Origin of the sequence: Halomonas sp. BDJS001 (assembly GCF_026104355.1) — a bacterium.
GTDB lineage: Bacteria > Pseudomonadota > Gammaproteobacteria > Pseudomonadales > Halomonadaceae > Vreelandella.
The window spans coordinates 4168495-4185449 of record NZ_CP110535.1; the positions used below are offsets into that span (position 1 = coordinate 4168495).

General features: G+C 56.9%; 15 protein-coding genes and 1 pseudogene. 4 read left to right on the forward strand and 12 right to left on the reverse strand.

Annotated features, from left to right (window positions below):
• Positions 1-6: 6 nt before the first annotated feature.
• The 7 genes from OM794_RS19365 to frdA are packed head-to-tail and all read right to left on the reverse strand — an operon-like array spanning position 7 to position 6576.
• A complete protein-coding gene (locus OM794_RS19365) occupies positions 7-1401 on the reverse strand; it encodes an AMP-binding protein (protein ID WP_226246816.1) in 1395 nt (464 codons plus the stop codon).
• The gene (menC, locus tag OM794_RS19370) at positions 1398-2348 is read right to left on the reverse strand and encodes an o-succinylbenzoate synthase (protein ID WP_226246815.1); all 951 of its coding nucleotides are present in this window, start codon (positions 2346-2348) and stop codon (positions 1398-1400) included. The genes OM794_RS19365 and menC overlap by 4 nt, the downstream gene beginning before the upstream one ends.
• Positions 2348-3208: a 1,4-dihydroxy-2-naphthoyl-CoA synthase gene (menB, locus tag OM794_RS19375; protein WP_226246814.1), complete on the reverse strand. Its 861-nt coding sequence runs from the start codon at positions 3206-3208 to the stop codon at positions 2348-2350. The genes menC and menB overlap by 1 nt, the downstream gene beginning before the upstream one ends.
• A 34-nt stretch (positions 3209-3242) precedes the next feature.
• Positions 3243-3629, reverse strand: a complete 387-nt coding sequence (frdD, locus tag OM794_RS19380; RefSeq protein WP_226246813.1) for a fumarate reductase subunit FrdD — start codon at positions 3627-3629, stop codon at positions 3243-3245.
• On the reverse strand, positions 3626-4027 hold the full coding sequence (locus OM794_RS19385; RefSeq protein ID WP_226246812.1) for a fumarate reductase subunit C: 402 nt from the start codon (positions 4025-4027) through the stop codon (positions 3626-3628). The genes frdD and OM794_RS19385 overlap by 4 nt, the downstream gene beginning before the upstream one ends.
• Positions 4028-4039: 12 nt before the next feature.
• Positions 4040-4792 carry a succinate dehydrogenase/fumarate reductase iron-sulfur subunit gene (locus tag OM794_RS19390; RefSeq protein ID WP_226246811.1) on the reverse strand — a complete coding sequence of 251 codons (753 nt, stop codon included), beginning with the start codon at positions 4790-4792 and terminating at the stop codon, positions 4040-4042.
• On the reverse strand, positions 4789-6576 hold the full coding sequence (frdA, locus tag OM794_RS19395) for a fumarate reductase (quinol) flavoprotein subunit (protein WP_226246810.1): 1788 nt from the start codon (positions 6574-6576) through the stop codon (positions 4789-4791). The genes OM794_RS19390 and frdA overlap by 4 nt, the downstream gene beginning before the upstream one ends.
• 269 nt (positions 6577-6845) lie before the next feature.
• Here frdA and OM794_RS19400 point away from each other — a divergent pair.
• Positions 6846-8314 (forward strand): annotated as a pseudogene (locus tag OM794_RS19400) (anion permease).
• A 6-nt stretch (positions 8315-8320) separates the two neighbouring features.
• On the opposite strand, the gene menH reads toward OM794_RS19400, so the two are convergent.
• The 4 genes from menH to OM794_RS19420 are packed head-to-tail and all read right to left on the reverse strand — an operon-like array spanning position 8321 to position 12680.
• Positions 8321-9079: a 2-succinyl-6-hydroxy-2,4-cyclohexadiene-1-carboxylate synthase gene (menH, locus tag OM794_RS19405; RefSeq protein ID WP_226246809.1), complete on the reverse strand. Its 759-nt coding sequence runs from the start codon at positions 9077-9079 to the stop codon at positions 8321-8323.
• Positions 9069-10820, reverse strand: a complete 1752-nt coding sequence (gene menD / locus OM794_RS19410; protein ID WP_226246808.1) for a 2-succinyl-5-enolpyruvyl-6-hydroxy-3-cyclohexene-1-carboxylic-acid synthase — start codon at positions 10818-10820, stop codon at positions 9069-9071. The genes menH and menD overlap by 11 nt, the downstream gene beginning before the upstream one ends.
• A 5-nt stretch (positions 10821-10825) precedes the next feature.
• Entirely contained in the window at positions 10826-12148 is a 1323-nt protein-coding gene (locus tag OM794_RS19415) for an isochorismate synthase MenF (protein ID WP_226246807.1), read from the reverse strand.
• Positions 12149-12176: 28 nt separating this feature from the next.
• On the reverse strand, positions 12177-12680 hold the full coding sequence (locus OM794_RS19420; RefSeq protein WP_226246806.1) for a DoxX family protein: 504 nt from the start codon (positions 12678-12680) through the stop codon (positions 12177-12179).
• A 142-nt stretch (positions 12681-12822) separates the two neighbouring features.
• Between OM794_RS19420 and OM794_RS19425 the strand changes: the two genes are divergently transcribed.
• Positions 12823-13749 carry a 1,4-dihydroxy-2-naphthoate polyprenyltransferase gene (locus OM794_RS19425; RefSeq protein WP_226246805.1) on the forward strand — a complete coding sequence of 309 codons (927 nt, stop codon included), beginning with the start codon at positions 12823-12825 and terminating at the stop codon, positions 13747-13749.
• A 58-nt stretch (positions 13750-13807) separates the two neighbouring features.
• Here the strand turns inward: OM794_RS19425 and OM794_RS19430 are convergent, their stop codons facing one another.
• On the reverse strand, positions 13808-14110 hold the full coding sequence (locus OM794_RS19430) for an antibiotic biosynthesis monooxygenase family protein (protein WP_035560873.1): 303 nt from the start codon (positions 14108-14110) through the stop codon (positions 13808-13810).
• A 136-nt stretch (positions 14111-14246) separates the two neighbouring features.
• Between OM794_RS19430 and OM794_RS19435 the strand changes: the two genes are divergently transcribed.
• Positions 14247-15842, forward strand: coding sequence for a cryptochrome/deoxyribodipyrimidine photo-lyase family protein (locus OM794_RS19435; RefSeq protein ID WP_226246804.1), 1596 nt, complete (start codon positions 14247-14249; stop codon positions 15840-15842).
• Positions 15843-15996: 154 nt separating this feature from the next.
• Positions 15997-16176 carry a hypothetical protein gene (locus OM794_RS19440; RefSeq protein WP_226246803.1) on the forward strand — a complete coding sequence of 60 codons (180 nt, stop codon included), beginning with the start codon at positions 15997-15999 and terminating at the stop codon, positions 16174-16176.
• Positions 16177-16955: the final 779 nt, after the last annotated feature.

The window sequence follows — 16955 nt, forward strand, 5'->3', positions numbered from 1 at the left end:
GGTTGGCTACTTGTTGGCCAACTGAGCCCGCGCCAGCTCTGCAAACTGCTTGCGGGAGGGCTTAAAACCTACCCCCGGCGGCCAGGCCAGCCAGGCATCGGGTACCATAAAGCCGGGCAAGGCTTCGCGAACCCAGACATTTAGCGCTTGTTTCGATACGGCCTCGCCGTGCCAGTCGATAAATGCCACCGGGCGCTCGCCCCACTCGGGATGGGGTACTGCTACAACCAACGCCTGGGCGATGCCGGGGTGGTCAACCAAGCGCTGTTCTATACTTTCCGGCTGGATATTCTCGCCACCGGAAATAAAGCCATTATCGAGCCGCCCTTCCACCACCAGCGCCCCGTCCGCATTGAAGTGGCCCTTGTCGCGGGTGGCAAACCAGCCTTCGTCATTGAGGGCTGGATCAACCTCGCCATTATTCAAATAACCGCAGAACAGGGTCTCGCCACGCACCTGTATCTCACCCTCAACAACCCTAACCTCCCGGCCCGGCAGCGGTTTCCCGACCACACCGGGCGCAGTGGGAATACCGGTACAGACCTGACTGGCCATCTCGGATAGCCCATAGCTAACTTTCGGCGTTAGCCCTAGCGATGTCATCTGCGCCACCAGCGGTGCGGGAATCGCCGCACCGCCTAGTAGCAGCTCACGTAGTTGGGTGCGCCGGGGCGTAAAGCCCGCTTTCAGCAGCCGCCAAAGCTGGGTAGGCACCAGGGACAGATGGCTAATCGCCTGCTGCTCAAGACGCTCTGCCAGTGACTGGGGAGCCTCGTCGAGGATCACCCGCCCACCAGCAAGAAAGACCCGAAACGGGATCGCGTAGCCGCCGATATGAAACAGCGGCAGCGACAGTAGCCAGCCACTGTTCTGATCAACGGGAATCAACGACGCCGAACCGCGTGCAGAGGCTAAATGATTGGCCACACAATGCAGCATCGCTTTAGGCGTACCGCTAGAGCCAGAGGTAAAAATCGTGTTGCACAGCTGGTGGCTATCCAGCACCGGTGGCTCCCTCACATCGGCTTCCGCCAAAAAATCGAGGCTAACCGGTGTGAGCTCGGCAGGATAATGATGGTCGCTTTCCGTTTGGCAAACCCGGCCAGCCTGCAAGCGTTTGGCTAGAGTGAGCTGCTGGGCAATAGGGAACGCAGGATTCAGAGGACAAAAAATAACCCCTGCCCGCAGGCAGGCCCACGCCAGCAGCAAGGATGTAAGCGAGCCTTTGGCGGGCACCACTAAGCGATCACCGGGCACAAAGCCTTCGCGCACAAGCTGTTGTGCTAAAGAGGCCACCCGGCGATTGAGCGTTCGGTAGCTAATGCGCACCGAGCCAGCCTCTACCGCAATGTGTTCAGGGGTCTCTTTGGCCCAGTAGTGAATGGGGCAGGTGTCTATCACGCTAAATTTTCCATTTTAGAAAGACAATGCACGTTTTCTGTCATCACCTCACCCGCTAGATTAGTCACACGTCCGGTAAGCCAATGCCCCGTATCCAACCCAGGCGGCTCATCTGGCGCCCACTCACTTGCCAAACGGGCAAGCTGCACAAGGCCTAAATCGGATTCAAAGCTGGAGGAGATCACTACACGCAGATTATCCGCTCGCGCCCTTTTAACGAGCGCTTCGCAGGCATTTAGCGAGCCAATCAAGGTGGGTTTGATCACCAGGGCTTTAATCTGGGGGTGGCCATACCACTCTTCCCTGCGGGATAGCGTTTCATCCAGGGCGATAGGTACCCCCGTTGCCTCAGCCACGGCAATGGTGTCAGCAAAGGCAGTGCAGGGTTCTTCCAGGTAGTCGATGTGTTCAAGGGGAAGACATTCGCAGAAACGCCGGGCATCTTCCCTCGTCCAGCCGCCGTTGGCATCCAGAATCAGCTTGGTAGTGGGTAGCCGGGCTGCGAGCTGTTCGATCAGCGCCAGCTCCTCTTCCATGGCGTAGCGTGCCACCTTGAGTTTGAGTCTAGGCGGCGGCAAAGCCCCCCAGCCGGTCAAGATAGTATCCAGCGAAAGCATCAATTCCGCGGGCGCACCTTGGAGCAGTGGATAGGGCGACAACGACGCGGGAAGATTTACAGGCCACAGGCGCTGGGCACAGTCGAAACCAAACTGCACTGAAGGTAACGTTGGAGCGGCTTTCTCGCCGCGCTTAATGGCATTAAGACAGGCCAGGCTTTCAGCTTCTGCTTCGGCGAGGGTTTCTGCGGAGAAGCCAGGCAGCGGCGCTATCTCGCCCCACTGGCCATTGATCGTTACGAGCAGCCCTTCTCTGCTCGCCAGCCGCTCTCCTTTAAACATTAGCGGCTTACGGAACGGTAGCGAGTAGCGGTAAAGCGCCAGTTGCATTACGGGTTGCGCGGGTAGCGGGAGAAGTCCGGGCGGCGCTTTTCGTTAAAGGCGTTACGCCCCTCCTGCCCCTCTTCGGTCATATAGAAGAGCATGGTGGCGTTACCCGCCAGCTCCTGCAGCCCGGCTTGCCCATCGCAGTCGGCATTGAGTGCGGCTTTCAGACAGCGCAGCGCCATGGGGCTATTCTGCAGCATCTCGCGGCACCAGCGTACGCTCTCTTTTTCCAACTCAGCCAGGGGCACCACATGGTTGACCAGCCCCATTTCAAGCGCTTGGGCGGCATCGTACTGGCGGCATAGGAACCAGATTTCCCGGGCCTTTTTCTGGCCCACAATGCGCGCCATATAAGAGGCGCCGTAGCCACCATCAAAGGAGCCGACTTTAGGGCCGGTCTGGCCAAAAATGGCGTTATCGGCGGCAATGGTCAGGTCGCACATCATATGCAGCACATGGCCACCGCCAATGGCGTAACCCGCCACCATGGCGATAATCGGCTTAGGGCAGGTGCGAATATCGCGCTGGAAGTCCAGCACGTTAAGGTGGTGGGCACCCTCTTCGTCCTGGTAGCCACCGTAGTCGCCACGGATGCGCTGATCGCCACCGGAGCAGAACGCTTTGTCGCCTGCGCCGGTGAGAATAATCGCACCAATGGCGCTGTCGTAACGCGCCCGGCTTAGCGCCTGGATCATCTCGCTCACCGTTAGCGGGCGAAAGGCGTTGCGCACCTCGGGGCGGTTGATGGTGATGCGGGCAATGCCCTCTTTTGATGTGTGATACAGAATATCCTGATAGTCGTTTGAGTGATCCTGCCACTCAATCGCCGCGTAGAGTTCTGCTTCAGTCAGTCCTTTAATCATGCCAGTCTCTTTTTTTATCTGAACAATGCGCCGTTTAGCGAAAGAAACCCGCCACAACAATGCCCAACGCCAAAACACTCAACAGCGCCGCCCCACCGTACATCAGCTTCTTATTGAGTGTGTCGCTGCCCACGCTGATATCAAACAGTCCATGGCGCAGGCGGTGGGCAGCATGAAATAGCGGCAAGCAGACCACAGCGCCAATAAACAAAAAGCCCGGCACGCTAAACAGCAGCGAAGATGCCCGCTCATAGCTCAGCGCCTCGGCGGGCAACAGGCCCAGGGGCAGTAGCACGGCGATAAACAGAATCACAGCAGGTAGAAAGACAGCGAAACAGACACCGCCTGCGCTAAACAGCCCCCACCAAAGCGGTTCATCAAAGGCTTGTTTATGCTGAACATCATCTTTGTGCATGTTCATGCTCCACTCCTCCCCAATAGCCAGAAAAATAGCAGCGTGACCACGACGACACCTGCCCACTGCCCGGCAACAATGGCCTGATCAGGCATGCTATGCCCGGCGATACGCAGCGGCATTACCCGTGGGAACAGCACAAAGAAGGTGGCGGCATGAAACAGGCTGGCGGCCAGGGCTAGAAGATTCAGCAGTAGCACAATGGGCGAACCCATAAAGGCGATCCACCCCTGCCAACTCTCCGCCCCTTGCAACAGAGCAACCATACCGGCGAGTAAACAGAGCGTGAAAAACACCAGCGGTAGCACCGTGGCTTCGCGCAGCATATAGAGTTTAAAAAAGCGGTGTTTTAGCCACCAGTTGCGTTTCAGCGGCGGCAGGCGTTGCGATGATGATTTATCCATGATGTTCCTCCCCTACCCTTTAAACAGCGCAATAAGCGTGTGTTTGGCCGCTTCAACCTTGCCCTGATTGACCGCCGCGGCGGGGTCAACGTGTTTGGGGCAAACCTTGGAGCAGAAGCCCACAAAGGTGCAGCTCCATACCCCGTCGTGGCGGTTAAGCTCGGCCATGCGCTGTTTTTTGCCGTGGTCTCGGCTGTCCAGGTTGTAACGGTGAGCCAGCGTTAACGCCGCCGGGCCAAGAAACTCCGGATTAAGCCCAAACTGGGGGCAGGCGGAGTAGCAGAGGCCACAATTAATGCAGTTGGCGAACTGCTTATAGCGGGCGAGCTGTTCGGGTGACTGCTGGTAGGTTTCCGGCGCATTGGGATCCAACGGTTTTACCGGGTTATCGTCAATCAGGTAGGGCTTCACCGCCGCCAGGTGCTCAAGGAATATCTCCATGTCCACCACCAAATCCCGCTGCACAGGGAAGTGGGCCAGCGGCTCGATACGAATTTCGCCCTCATAATCGCGCAAGAAGGTTTTGCAGCCCAGCTTGGGAATGCCGTTCACCATGACCCCGCAGGAGCCACAGATCGCCATGCGGCACGACCAGCGGTAGCTCAGCGTGCTATCGAGCTGCTCTTTAATGTGGTTGAGGGCATCCAGCAGCGAGGTGCTATCGTCCACCGGCAGTTCGTACTGCTGCCAATAGGGTTCAGCCGAGCTGTCTGGCAGATAGCGTTTGACGCTAATGTGTTTGGTGCTGATCTGTTGGCTGTTCATACCTTGCCCCCCTTGCCCGCATCGCCATAGGCCCTCTCCGCCGGGGCGGAAAACCGTACATCGACGTCCTGCCAGCGCAGCTCGGCATGGCCATCGCCTTGGTAGAACACCTGGCTATGCTTGAGGTAGTTAACATCATCGCGCTTCTGCATACCTTCATCCAAGCGCTGGTGGGCGCCGCGGGACTCACGGCGCTCAAGCGCACCCAAACAGGAGGCTTCGGCAATATCCAGTCCACACTCCAGTTCAAGGCATTCCAGTAACTCGGTATTAAAAATCTTGCTGGTATCGTTAACGCGAACCTTGTTAAAGCGCGCGCGCAGTTGGCGCATGGTCTCCAGCGAGTGGCGCATGCCCTCTTCGGTGCGGTAAATGCCACAACCGCTCTCCATGGCCTGCACCATGGCGTGCTTGAGTTCTACCCAGTTCTCCGCACTGCCGGTGCCGTCGCATAACCGCAGTAGCTTGGCTTGCTGACGATCGCCTTGCGCTTCCAGCAGGCGCTCATCGGCCCACTCGGTTTGCGCTGCGCGCTTGCTTGCCTGTTCACCGGCCAAGCGGCCAAACACCAGTAGTTCTGTCAGCGAGTTAGAGCCCAATCGATTGGCGCCGTGCAGACCCACCGAAGCACACTCCCCGGCGGCGTAGAGCCCGGCAATGGAGGTTTCGCACTGTGGATTGGTTTGAATACCGCCCATGGTGTAGTGAACCGCTGGGCGAATGGGGATGGGCTCTTTCACCGGGTCGACGTTGATATAGGATTTGGCCAGCTCGCAGATAAACGGCAGGCGCTCCAGAATGGTTTTTTCACCCAAGTGGCGCAGATCAAGATAGACCACATCGCTGTCGCCAAACTTGCCGGTGCGACCCGCCTGCTGCTCCTGCCAGAAGGCCTGGGAGAGCTTGTCCCGCGGGCCCAGCTCCATATACTTGTTCTCCGGTTTACCCAGCGGCGTTTCCGGGCCAAGGCCATAATCCTGCAGATAACGATAGCCTTCTTTATTGAGCAGAATACCGCCTTCGCCCCGGCACGCTTCAGTAATCAAAATGCCGGAGCCGGGTAAGCCTGTGGGGTGATACTGAACAAACTCCATATCGCGCAGCGCCACACCGTGGCGATAAGCCATCGCCATCCCATCGCCGGTGACAATGCCCGCATTGGTGTTGAAACGGAACAAGCGTCCCGCGCCGCCGGTGGCAAGCACTACTGCTTTGGCACGCAGCAGGGTCAATTCGCCGGTGGCGATCTGCAGCGCAATCACGCCGATCACCGCGCCCTCATGGACGGCGAGGTCGAGCACGAAGTATTCGTCGAAACGCTCGATCTCGGGGTATTTCAGCGAGGTCTGAAACAGGGTATGGAGCATATGGAAGCCGGTTTTATCAGCCGCGAACCAGGTGCGGGCCGTTTTCATGCCGCCAAAGCGACGCACTTGCACTTGGCCATCTTCCTTGCGGCTCCAGGGGCAGCCCCAGCGCTCCATCTGCACCAGTTCTTGATAGGCATGATGGACAAAGTAGTCGACGACGCCCTGCTCAACCAGCCAGTCACCGCCGGACACCGTGTCGTCAAAATGCGCCTGGTGAGTATCCTCGGCACTGGTAACGGCCGCTGCGCCGCCCTCAGCGGCCACGGTATGGGAGCGCATGGGGTAAACCTTGGAGAGCAGCGCTATGCGCTGGGGAGAGCCCTGCTCCTTGGCTTGTTCAGCAGCCCCGATAGCCGCGCGCAAGCCCGCCCCACCCCCACCAACAATGACGATATCGAAATCTCGCTGCTGCATGACAACCCCTTCCATTAGCCAAGTCAAAGGTGGTACCGGCGACACTCTTCGGTGCCCTTTCATCACTCCAACTTACCACGCCTATGACAGGCCCTGCTCATTAGTCGAAAGAACTATTGACGTGCGTCAAGCAAGTGGAAAATCGAGCCGGTATTGCTGTTCCCCCCGCGCCGCAGCACCTACTCTTCAAGCCACTCACTGCAGGCAGATGGCTGCCTACCAAACGACAAAGAAGACCTTACTGCAAAAACTGAAGAGAGAGGTGCCGCATGACGACCAATGCTCAACCCTCACCGCGATGGAAACTGTTAGCGCCGCTTGCAGTCGCTATCATCGTCGCGCTGATACCCACGCCCCCGGGGCTTGCCCCTCATGCATGGTATTTTTTCGCCGTTTTCCTCGGCTGCGTAGTGGGCTTGATTCTTGAACCGCTACCGGGCGCAGTGGTGGGCCTAATCGGAGTCACTCTGGTCGCACTGCTTTCTCGATGGGTGCTGTACTCTCCGGAACAACTGGCCGCTGATGGGTTTAATGCCGCTAACCAGGCCTTTTCGTGGGCGGTGTCGGGCTTTACCAACTCGACGGTATGGCTGATTTTTGGTGCCTTTATGTTTGCCTTGGGGTATGAAAAAACCGGCCTTGGTAGGCGGATATCGCTCTGGCTGGTCAAAGCAATGGGCAAGCGCACCTTAACCCTGGGTTATGCGGTGATGATTGCCGATGGCATTCTGGCGCCGTTTACGCCTTCCAATACGGCGCGCAGTGCGGGCACGATCTTCCCCGTGATTCGTAACCTGCCGCCGCTTTACGACTCCCACCCCAACGACCCCAGCATGAAACGCATGGGCAGCTTTCTGATGTGGACAGCGTTGGCGTCTACTTGCGTCACCAGTTCGCTATTTTTGACCGCCCTGGCGCCCAATCTGTTGGCGATCGCGTTAACCGAAAGCACCACCGGTATCCAGGTCAATTGGGGGCAGTGGTTTATGGCAGTAGCACCTGCCGGCATTCTGCTGCTTCTGCTGGTGCCGCTGCTGAGCTACTGGCTATGCGCACCCGAAGTGAAAGCAGGCAGTGAAATCTCCGACTGGGCGCGGCAGGAGTTAACCAAGCTAGGGGCACTGACCCGTCATGAAATCATGCTGGTCATGATGGTGGTGACTGCCCTGATGCTGTGGATTTTCGCGGGCGACATTATCTCTGGATCGCTGGTAGGTCTACTGGTGATCTGCGGCATGCTGTTAACCGGCATTGTGACCTGGAGCGATATTCTCGATAACCGAGCCGCCTGGAATACCTTTGTATGGTTTGCCACTCTGGTGGCGCTCGCGGGCGTCTCAGCCAGGTGGGATTCGTTAACTGGTTTGGCGGTGTGGTCGGCGGGCAGATAAGCCACTTCAATCCGCTGATGGCCATGGTGGCACTGGTGGTTATCTTCTACCTACTGCACTACTTCTTTGCCAGCGTAACGGCCCACGTTACCGCCCTGCTGCCGGTGATCCTGGCGGCGGCATCGGGCATTGCCGGGCTGGATATGCAGATGTTTATCCTGCTGCTACTCCCCACACTCGGCTTTATGGGCATTCTTACTCCCTACGGCACGGGCCCAAGCCCGGTTTACTATGGCAGCGGCTACCTACCCAGCGCGCTGTTCTGGCGGCTAGGAGTCATCTTCGGGCTGCTGTTCCTGGTGGTTTGGCTGGTGATCGGCCTGCCCTGGTTAATGGTGATCAGCTGATAAACATTAGCCTAGCGTGCGATACCAGGCATTGAGCTGCTGAGCAATCATCCCCGGTTGCTCAGCATGAAGATTGTGGCCCCCTTCCAGCGTGATATGGCGCAGGTGCGGGGCCATCGTTGCTAGATGAGTCGCCAGGGTGTGAAACTTGGCATCCCGCTGGCCCGAAAAATAGCTGACCGGCAGGCGGGTATTTTCCAGCCACTGCCAAAACGAGGGCTGTTGCCCCAAGGACGTTGACCGCAGCATTTGGGCGACGGCTGGCCCACGGTTCGCCAGGCGACGTTGAATCTGCCGACGCCGCTGGGCCTCCGTGAGATCGGCAAACACCGGCTGCTGATACCAATCGATAAGTACGTCCTCCAACGGTTCCTGCTCAAAGCGAAGCGCCCAGCGTTCATCATGAGCAATACGGCCAGCACGCTCACTGGCGGATAAACCAGGGTGAGCGCTCTCCAGCCAAAGCGCTTCCAGCCCCGACGGTTGGCGGCTGGCGTGGTACAGCGCCAAACGACCACCCAGGGAGTAGCCCAGCAAGCAGTAACGGCTTACACCGCGGGTTATCAGCATATCGCTCAGCCAGTGATGAAACGCCTCAAAAGAGGTTACCTGCACCTGATGATTCTGGCCGTGCCCAGGTAAGTCCAGCGCGAGGCAGTTAATACCTTCCAAGTCAGCGATGACCTCAACCCAGTCCTGACCATTGCCCAACAAGCCGTGGAGCAGCACCAGGGTAGGCGCCTGCTTGTGGGGCTTACAGCTCACGCGACGTCCCTCGAATCGCTGCGCCAAACAACTTGAGATCATCAGCGACCTGTTGGTGGGGCACGTTAACCTCAATCAACGTAACGCCCGACTCTAACGCCTGGGTATAAGCCGCCGTAAAGGCTTCCAAGGAACTGGGCGCCGAGTAGCCAAGCCCAAACATCCTGGCGGCATACTCGAAGTTAAGCCCATGTGGCTGGCGATAATAGCGCTCCAGCAGTTCCCCCTCTTTGGGCACCGGCAGCATATGAAAAATACTACCGCCATCATTATTGAGGATAACCACCACTAGGGGCTGGGTGGTCTGCTTTAACAGCGCTAGGCTATTGAGATCATGCAGTGCGCTGGTATCTCCCAGCACAATGGTCGTAGGTGCTGAGCATGTGCAGCTGACGCCATAGGCCGTGGCGATTAAGCCATCAATGCCAGACGCGCCGCGATTGGCCAACACCCGCAGCGGCATTTGGCGGTGTGTTCCCAGCATATTCATCAGCCTTGCAGGCAGACTGTTACCGATAAACAGCTGCCCTTCCACCCGTTGCGCTAGCAGGTGGCAAACACCCAGCTCTGAGAAGGCCGCGCACTGCTCCTCTACAAATTGGCTGGTGCGGCGCTGAAGGCTACCCAACTGATGCCAAGGCGCTTGTTCGGGGATTTTCGGCAAGCCAGCTATAAAATCCGCGGGCGAGCTTATCAACCAGCGCTTAACGCAGTAATCAGGATCCAGCCGTTGGGGCAGCGGATCAACCAGCCAGACATCCTGCCAGGGCTGATGGGCAATAAACTGCGTGAGCCGCTTGGAAATTAGCCGACCGCCAAACTGCAGCAGCACCTCTGCCTTAGCCAGTTCCGCGCTAAAGCGTTCGTCATGGAGCGCCAGATCAAAATGGATTAGGTTATAAGGATCAAAACGCACCTGGCTCTGCACATCCGCCAGTAGTGGCCAGCCCAGTTGCTTGGCGAGCGCCACCACTTGCTGCGCCTGCTGCGGGTCATCAATGCTACCCGCGACGATAATTCCGCGCTGCTGGGCAAATGCTTCCCATACGTCACTAAGCGCTGGAATGGTGGTGCGGGTCTGTATATCCCCCCATGACCAGTCACTCCACGGCGTGGAGTTCGTCAGCCAGCGCCCCAGCGGGGCGAGATAGTCACTGGCATCCACCAAACATTCGCCGGGGTAAAGGGGCTCGCGGTAACGACAGTTGATATGGATGGAGCCAGGGGTGCGGCGCTGCTGATCAACCGCTTGATCAATCGTGCTAAGGAGAAACGCTGCTTTTATCTCAGCATCGGGCGCTGGCAAGTCGTGGTGAACAATGGTGTGGCGGGAGAAGATATCCCGTTGGTCAATGGCCTGATTGCTGCCGTTATCCAGCAGCTCAATGGGTCGGTCAGCGGAGAGCACAATCAGCGGTACGCCAAGCAAATTAGCTTCCACCACTGCCGGGTAGAGGTTGGCCACGGCGGTGCCGGAAGTCGTAATCACCACCACGGGGCGATGACTGCCCCGGGCAATACCCAGTGCCATAAACCCCAGCCCGCGCTCGTCAAAATGGCAGTGGCAGCAAAGCCCCACATGCTCGCTGGCGGCCATGGTCAGCGGCGATGAGCGCGAGCCGGGCGCCAGCACCACATCACGCACGCCTAAGCGATAAAGCTCCTCCAGCATTAGCGCCGACCAAACATGATTAAAGGTAGCGTGCGCTTGCGCAAAACCGCTCGATGTAGAAGCTGTCATATGTGTTATCCCATTCCTAGCAGCGACATAATATCGGCGATTTTACTGTCCAGCTCCCGCCACTCTTCGTCCGGCTGGGAGCCCGCCACAATGCCAGCACCGGCATAGAGCCGGATCATTTCTGAATCGATATGGGCGCAACGAATAGTCACGGCGAGGTCGCTACTGGCGTGGCTGATTCTCCCGAACACCCCTGAATACCAACCGCGTTGATGGCGCTCATGCTGACGAATAAACGTTAGCGCTGACTCGCGAGGAACGCCGCCCACCGCCGGAGTCGGTGGCAGTGAGGAGAGCAAAGAGTGGTCGGTGACGCTATGGTGTAATTCGGCGTGGATCAGTCGGCGAATATGCTGCACCGAGCGCAGCTTAACAATATGCGCCTCACCCATTTGGACTTGTGAAGAAAGCTGCTCAAGCTGGGCCAAGATTTGCTGATAAACGCACTGATTTTCCAGCGTGTTTTTCTTATCTGCCAGTAGCTCAGCGGCAAACGCCAGATCTTGCTCGGCGTCACGCCCACGGCGCGTCGTGCCTGCCAGCGCCTCGGTGGTTAAGTGCCGACCGTCACGCTTATATAACTGCTCCGGCGGACAGCCGATAAACGCCTCATGGGGTGTCAACTGGATGCCAAAGTGAAAACAGTCAGCGGCACCGGCCTGCCAGCGTGACAATAGCGCCCAAGGGTTAGGCGTTTCAGGTGTTGTCAGGCGAGTTTCACGAGAAAGCACCACCTTGGGCGTATGCACTAGGTGGTCGGGGTTCGTCACCAGCCCCACCCAAGCCGCCCACTCCTGTTGACTGGGGCAGTCTTCACGCTGGTAAACCAGAGGCTGCAAACGAGGCAGCGGCTGCTCTGCTGCCAAGGCGGCTAAACAGGCATGAGCCTGGGCGATTTCGGCACTGGGGCAGCGGTCATCGAAACGTAGATTCAGTGACAGCGTCGCGCCTCCTTGGTGACGTTTAAGCTCGATACGCGGCAGCACAAAGTGGAAGGCAGGAAAGTGCTCCCACCCCGGCGTACCAGGGTCGAAGGCCATACCGCCAAAAAAGTCGGGCTGCTGGCCACCGATATCGATCAGCGCAGCAAGATCAGCCTCCAGTGCCGCTAGTGAATCAAAAGCGTTAACAGCCCCCAGCACCACATACTCAACGGCCCCCACATCACGTGATTGCCAGTAGAGACGGGGATAAACGCTCTGCATGTTTAGCCACCCCATCATGTCGTTCACCTGACACGGGGTACTTAAGCGGATAACCCCTTTTTGAGCGGCATCACAAAGCGTAGCAAGCTGATGCCTGAGGGCTTCAATAGGGTTAGAGTGCATAGTTCGCCTGTTAGGCCAGCATTTTCAATTACTTGCTGACGACCGCTGGGTACCTTAAGCCTAGCTTATCTTTAATATAGGGTAGCACCCAGCGATCGCCGCCAAGCCGACCGGCATTGGCGCCTGCTACCAGCAAAAAGAACGTCAGTGCAATCATCCATGGATTGGTAGACACCGTGCCCGCCATCAAAAAGGACATGTTCATCACAATGGCGAAAAACGCAGCAAACGAGGTCAACACACCAACGATTAAACCCAGGCCAACCAACATCTCCCCTAGCGGTATAATGACGTTAATAACATCCGCATAGGGCAGCGCGAAATTCTCAAGGAAGGCGACATAATTAGGGTAAACCGCACTTCCTTCTCGCATCACGGGATTGGCCACGGCATTGCTTAGAAAGCCTTCGGCATTAAAACCACCGGTTATCTTACCGATGCCAAGCGTCAGCCAAGTGATGCCTAAATAGAGCCGTAGCAGTAACCAAACTACCGCCATATATTTGTTATGTCTAAATAAGTCGCCAATCATCACGTAAACTCCTACTCAAGGGATTGTTGCAGTGTGGAGCAAGATGACGCGGCATAGTTTGACGTAGATCTACTTTTTAGCACTTAATCATACATTGCCGAATGTTTATTAAATGACAACGGTCAACAGGAATATCGACGCAATGCAACAAAACAGTAAGCGCCGCCACTACCAAGCTTGGCTGCTAGCCGCTCGCCCCCGTACGTTACCGCTGGCGTGCGCTTCTATTCTGCTGGGTACCGGGCTAGCGACTAGCGTGGATGCCTTTAATGGTGCGGTGCTTGTGCTCGCCCTGCTGACCGCCATTGCGCTACAGGTGCTGTCTAATCTAGCCAACGATTACGGTGATGCCGCCTCCGGCGCTGATGATGATCAGCGCATAGGCCCTGCCCGAGCGGTCTCGTCTGGTTTGCTTAGCGCCGAAACGATGCGCAAAGGAATGGTGGTTGCGGCCCTCACCGCCGCGTTATTGGGGCTGTTATTACTGCTTGCCGCCTTTGGGAACCAGTGGGAGCAGATACTCACCTTTATACTGTTAGGGGCGGCTGCGCTATTGGCGGCGGTCACCTACACCGTTGGGCTCGGCGGTACTCCCTACGGCTACCGGGGATTTGGCGATATTGCGGTCTTTATGTTTTTTGGACTGCTCGGCGTGCTGGGTACCTACTACCTGCACACCCACCAGCTAAGCTGGCTACCGTTGCTCCCCGCCGCCGCTTGCGGGCTGCTGGCGACCGCCGTACTCAATGTGAACAACGTGCGGGATATAGAAAGTGATGCACGCAACGGCAAGATCACCCTGGCGGTGCGGCTAGGTCGCGAAAACGCGATTAACTACCACTGGGCACTACTGGGGTTGGCGCTACTGCTAACGCTGGTTTACCTAGTCGCGCTCCCTGTACCGCTGGTGGGGTGGAGCTGCCTGCTGGTAGCCAAGCCGTTAACGGATGCCGCCAGAACACTACGCCATACCCATGATGGCGAGATCCTGACCGGCATGCTGAAGAAAACCGCTATTTCGACACTGCTTTACAGCGTGCTGCTGTCGATTGGCTTGGCACTGTTTTAAAGCGCCCAAAGCGGGGCAGGCGCCCCGCTGACAATCTGCTTCGTTTAGCCGTGCCGCCTTACAGCACCACCTCATAACCTTCAAATTTAGGCGGGCCAAGATAAATACCTTCGGGCGCTTTGGCATTGGCGTGGGCCTTCCGGAATGCGTCTGACTTAGTCCAGTCACGGAAGGCCTCTTCCGATTCCCACACGCTGTGGGAGATAAACACGGTGTGATCTTCCTGGCTTTCACCCTGCAGCATCTTGAACTGTTTGAAGCCCGGCACTTCATCCAGGTGAGAGTCGCGGTTGCGCCACACCTCTAAAAAGTCCTCTTCGCGGCCTGGGGCAATCCGAAAACGGTTCATGGCAATATACATCGTTACTCTCCTACGGGTTTGTTCCTGCAGAGTTGGCCCTGTTGGGTTCATTTGGCAAACGGTAGCTTGATGGTAACGTCACATTTCAGTGGCGAATAGACTTAGCGCCGAATAGCCCTCAACCGCAAGGTACGGCATGGCTAAGGCACCTATCCAGGTTGTTTGGTTCAAACGCGATTTACGTATTCATGATCATGCGCCGCTTGCCAACGCCGCCATGGCTGGCCCAGTACTGCCCGTATTTGCCATTGAACCCGGCCAGTGGCAAGCGCCAGACAGCGCCCTGCGCCATTGGCAGTTTGCCGCGGACTCACTGGCAGACCTTTCAAACGCATTGGAAACACTGGGCCTGCCGCTGTGTCTTTGGCAAGGCGATATTGTCGATTTGCTGGACGCCCTGAAAACCCATTACGGCGAGTTTGCTCTTCACTCCCATGCAGAGACCGGCAACGCCTGGAGCTTTGCCCGCGATCTTAGCGTTCATACCTGGTGCCGAAAGCATGACGTTAATTGGCAGGAATCACGCCAGCACGGCGTAGTGCGTGGTTTGAAGTCCAGATCGGAAGATCGCTACGCCTGGGAAAATCAGTGGGAAACGCTCATGACGGCACCTACCTTCCCAGCCCCGCAAAACGCTCAAGCGGCTGAGGAGTGGCAATACTTTCACCACATTGACGTTGGGCAGCTTCACAGCCTGACGCTGGGGTTTGATACCACGCCATGCCCCGAGCGGCAGCCCGGTGGCCGCAGCGAAGGCCGCGCAGTGTGGCGCAGCTTTGTAAGCCAGCGCGGGCGGCGCTATCGCGGCTCACTGTCTAAACCACTACTGGCCTGGGAATTTGGCTCGCGGCTTTCGCCCCATTTGGCCTGGGGCACCCTCTCCATACGCGAAGTGGTGCAGTCGCTGCGCCGCCAACGAAAAAAGCATGCTGAAGACACCGCTTGGTCGCGCTCACTGCGCGCCTTCGCCTCCCGGCTTCACTGGCACTGCCACTTTATTCAAAAGCTCGAAAGCGAGCCAAGCATTGAGTCACAAACCCTCCACCCGGCGTTGCGCGGCCTGCGGGAGCGCGACCCCAACCACCCCAATCTGATTGCCTGGAAGCGTGGGCAAACCGGCGTGCCGCTGGTGGATGCCTGCATGCGCAGCCTGATCGCCACCGGTTGGATCAACTTTCGCATGCGCGCCATGCTGATCTCCCACGCCACCTTTGGCCTTGGGCTGCATTGGTACGAACCAGCATTGCACTTGGCTCGGCTGTTTACCGACTTCGAGCCGGGCATTCATTACCCCCAGGTGCAGATGCAAGCAGGTGCTACGGGCACCAATGCGCTGCGGGTGTATAACCCCATCAAGCAGGCGGAGGATAACGACCCTACCGGTGAGTTTGTCGCCCGATGGGTGCCAGAACTAACGCCACTGCCCCTGAAGTGGCGCGCTAAGCCCTGGGCGCTACCGGAAAGTCTGCAAAAGCGGTTCGACTTTCAGCCTGGCGTAAACTACCCAACCCCCAACGATTTTGAGGTCGAAGCACGCCACCGGAAGAAAGTGCTCTATGAGCTTCGCCGCACTCCAGACGCAAGAGAAGCCAGCCAAGCCATTATGGATAAGCTCGCCAGCCAGCGTCGGCCTACCGCTCGGCGGGGTAAAAAAGCAACACCCGCCCATCGCCAGCAGCTTTCACTGTTTGATGAGGGCGGGCTAGGACCAACAGCCGACACGCACGATTAGAGAAATCGATGTGCTCTGCGATTTTCCAAGCCCCACATAGGCCATTCTGGATACCTTTGAATGCTGAGCAACGCCTGGTTAATTTTTGACCTGTTTCATGATTTTGAAAGCTGCTACAATATTATTGGCAACCACTTATAGGAGGTGCCAACTAGTGGCTACTGCATCTTTTGATAAAACCTTTGTAGTCAACGATAAGCAATCCATTGACCGGATTCACCAGGATTTGGCGACCCCCCGCCATATCAAGGTTCAGAAGCGTGACTATGAGGCCGAAAACAAACGGGGAATTCAGCTATTAAAACAACGATTGTCCAACTCGGAGACCTGCTGAAGGAGCTTGATGAGACATCCACCATCGAGCTTCTCAGTACATTTTCCTGTCACCGCAACGCTGATGTCGAAAGCTTCCTCACTCAGCCTGATAAAGCCATCCGCTTTGAGCAGACAGGCAACGCTAGAACCTACCTGATCATCAACGACGATACTGCCGATATCCTCGCGTACTTTTCCTTATCGTTTAAAGAATTAACACTTGAAGGAGCCAACGTCAGCAAGACCAAGGTTCGGCAGCTGGATGGTATTTCTAAGCGCGCTGAACGTATCCGCGCCTTTCTGATTGGCCAAATTGGTAAAAATACGGCTGTCATTGACAACCCGATATCGCTTGATGCCATTCTGGGAGAGATTTATGCGGTTATTTCACAAGCCAAGGCCCTTATTGGTGGTCGTGTCATCATCCTTGAGTGTGAAGACTGCCAGAAACTGATACAGCTTTATGAGCAACACGGTTTCACACTTATAGAGACACTAGGCGACGAACAGCCTCGGTTGCGTACAATGTATATTCACGTAACCGAATGAGCCTGCTTAGGAAGTGTAACCAGATGGCGTGCTCATTTTGTACCTTGCTGATTACCACTCATCACGCTAGTTTAGCGCACAACTGGAAAAGGTGCTGCATGTGCTTCTCCGCACTCAAGACGCCAGCCACTTTCTCTGTTTGACAATGAAGAGCAACGCCTTAACAGCCTATGAGCTGATTAAAACTGAGTATCAAAAACCCTGAAGCCCCCCTCTCTGCTCGCTATACCCTGCACGATCTTACAATAC

What these genes read in the sequence shown, in the direction of transcription:
- frdA (WP_226246810.1), bottom strand. Translation starts at nt 6,576, where the DNA reads ATGCAGCAGCGAGATTTCGATATCGTCATTGTTGGTGGGGGTGGGGCG.
- OM794_RS19425 (WP_226246805.1), top strand. Translation starts at nt 12,823, where the DNA reads ATGCAACAAAACAGTAAGCGCCGCCACTACCAAGCTTGGCTGCTAGCC.
- OM794_RS19415 (WP_226246807.1), bottom strand. Translation starts at nt 12,148, where the DNA reads ATGCACTCTAACCCTATTGAAGCCCTCAGGCATCAGCTTGCTACGCTT.
- OM794_RS19435 (WP_226246804.1), top strand. Translation starts at nt 14,247, where the DNA reads ATGGCTAAGGCACCTATCCAGGTTGTTTGGTTCAAACGCGATTTACGT.
- OM794_RS19385 (WP_226246812.1), bottom strand. Translation starts at nt 4,027, where the DNA reads ATGGATAAATCATCATCGCAACGCCTGCCGCCGCTGAAACGCAACTGG.
- OM794_RS19430 (WP_035560873.1), bottom strand. Translation starts at nt 14,110, where the DNA reads ATGTATATTGCCATGAACCGTTTTCGGATTGCCCCAGGCCGCGAAGAG.
- menB (WP_226246814.1), bottom strand. Translation starts at nt 3,208, where the DNA reads ATGATTAAAGGACTGACTGAAGCAGAACTCTACGCGGCGATTGAGTGG.
- frdD (WP_226246813.1), bottom strand. Translation starts at nt 3,629, where the DNA reads ATGAACATGCACAAAGATGATGTTCAGCATAAACAAGCCTTTGATGAA.
- OM794_RS19390 (WP_226246811.1), bottom strand. Translation starts at nt 4,792, where the DNA reads ATGAACAGCCAACAGATCAGCACCAAACACATTAGCGTCAAACGCTAT.
- OM794_RS19420 (WP_226246806.1), bottom strand. Translation starts at nt 12,680, where the DNA reads ATGATTGGCGACTTATTTAGACATAACAAATATATGGCGGTAGTTTGG.
- menC (WP_226246815.1), bottom strand. Translation starts at nt 2,348, where the DNA reads ATGCAACTGGCGCTTTACCGCTACTCGCTACCGTTCCGTAAGCCGCTA.
- menD (WP_226246808.1), bottom strand. Translation starts at nt 10,820, where the DNA reads ATGACAGCTTCTACATCGAGCGGTTTTGCGCAAGCGCACGCTACCTTT.